Here is a 1,496-nt window from a genome sequence, read left to right as displayed (position 1 = left end):
CAAGACGATCGACCTGATGACTCGCAATCACTTGCCCGGCGGCGCCGATATCGCGGCGCTTGCCCGCGCACCGATCGCAGATGCGGGGTCGGGCGGCACCGGCTTCGGCCTCGGCGTCGCGGTGACGATCGATCCGGCGCGCACCATGATGCCGGGATCCGCCGGGGAATATTTCTGGAGCGGGATCTATTCGACGCAATTCTTCATCGATCCGGTGGAGCGGGTCCATGCCATCCTGATGACGCAGCAGATGCCCGTGCCGACCATCCCGGTACGGCGTGATTTCCGCACCATGGTCTATGCCGCATTGATGTGACGGCCGCCGCGGGTTGCGACGGCCGCTGATCGGTTCAGCCGCCCGCCGCGACCCGCGGCGCGGCGCTCGTGCCGCTGCTGACCTGCCACGGCTCCCCGGCCTTCACCAGCCGCAGGACGCCGTCGGCGACCGGTTCCTTCAGCATGATGCGCCGGTCGGTGACATAATCCTGGTGGACCTGCCACGGATGCTCGACGCCCTGGCGCGGCATGTCCTCGCGCGCCCGCACGACATAACCTGACGTGAACGTCTGCATCCACGTCGTCTTCATCGATGCGACGTCCGCCGCCGGCACGGCAATGTCGGCGCCGCGGCGATCCAGCTCCTTCAGCACCCGCACCATGTAGCGCGCCGCAAGGTCGGCCTTCAGCGTCCAGGACGATCCGGTATAGCCGAACACCAGGCTGAAATTGGGGATGTTGGAATACATCGCCCCCTTGTAGATCACCGTATCCTTCAGGTTGGTCGGCTGGCCATCGACCCGCAATTGAACGCCCCCACCGCGCAGCAGCTTCAGCCCCGTGGCGGTGACGATGATATCGGCCTCGATCACTTGCCCGGACGCAAGCTTCACGCCCTCGGGGACGAAGCGCTGGACGCTGTCGGTGACGACCGATGCCTTGCCGCGGTGGATCGCGCGGTAGAAATCGCCGTCGGGCGCCAGGCAGATGCGCTGCTCCCACGGCTGATGCCGGGGCGTGAAATGCGTCATGTCATAGCCGCGCGGCAGCGACGCCTTGGCCAGGCCGATCAGCATCGGGCGCGCTTGCGCCGGGTCCTTCATCATCCGCTGCCGCATCTTGCGCGACGTCAGGACATTCTTCCACCGCACCGCCGCCCCGGCGAGGTTGGCGGGCAGCCATGATTTCAGGCGGTTGGCCTGCTTGTCGCGGCCGGGGCGGGCGACGATGTAGCTGGGGGACCGCTGGACCATTGTCACATGCGCCGCGGTCTGCGCCATCGTCGGGATCAGCGTGACGGCGGTCGCGCCCGACCCGATCACCACCACCTTCTTGCCGGCATAATCCAGGTTTTCCGGCCAGAATTGCGGATGGACCACCTGACCGGCGAAATCCTCCTGCCCAGCAAACACGGGATTATGACCCTCGCTATAATCGTAATAGCCCGACCCCATGTAGAGGTAGCGGGCGACGAAGGTCACGCGGGTGCCGTCCTTCTG

1 protein-coding gene and 1 pseudogene are annotated in these 1,496 nt (G+C 66.1%); one reads left to right on the top strand and one right to left on the bottom strand.

Features of this window, described 5'->3' with window-relative positions; translation table 11 throughout:
* Nucleotides 1–316 (top strand): annotated as a pseudogene (locus XM50_RS00135) (serine hydrolase); the annotation flags it as partial.
* A gap of 34 nt (nucleotides 317–350) precedes the next feature.
* Here XM50_RS00135 and XM50_RS00130 read toward each other — a convergent pair.
* A partial coding sequence (locus tag XM50_RS00130) for a flavin-containing monooxygenase (protein WP_046406308.1) occupies nucleotides 351–1,496 on the bottom strand: 1,146 nt, incomplete at its 5' end.

The organism is Sphingomonas sp. Ag1, assembly GCF_000980895.1.
GTDB classification, from domain to species: Bacteria; Pseudomonadota; Alphaproteobacteria; order Sphingomonadales; family Sphingomonadaceae; genus Sphingomonas; species Sphingomonas panaciterrae.
The sequence above is the reverse complement of the archived record's forward strand: the minus strand, read 5'-3'. Positions and strand labels throughout refer to the sequence as shown.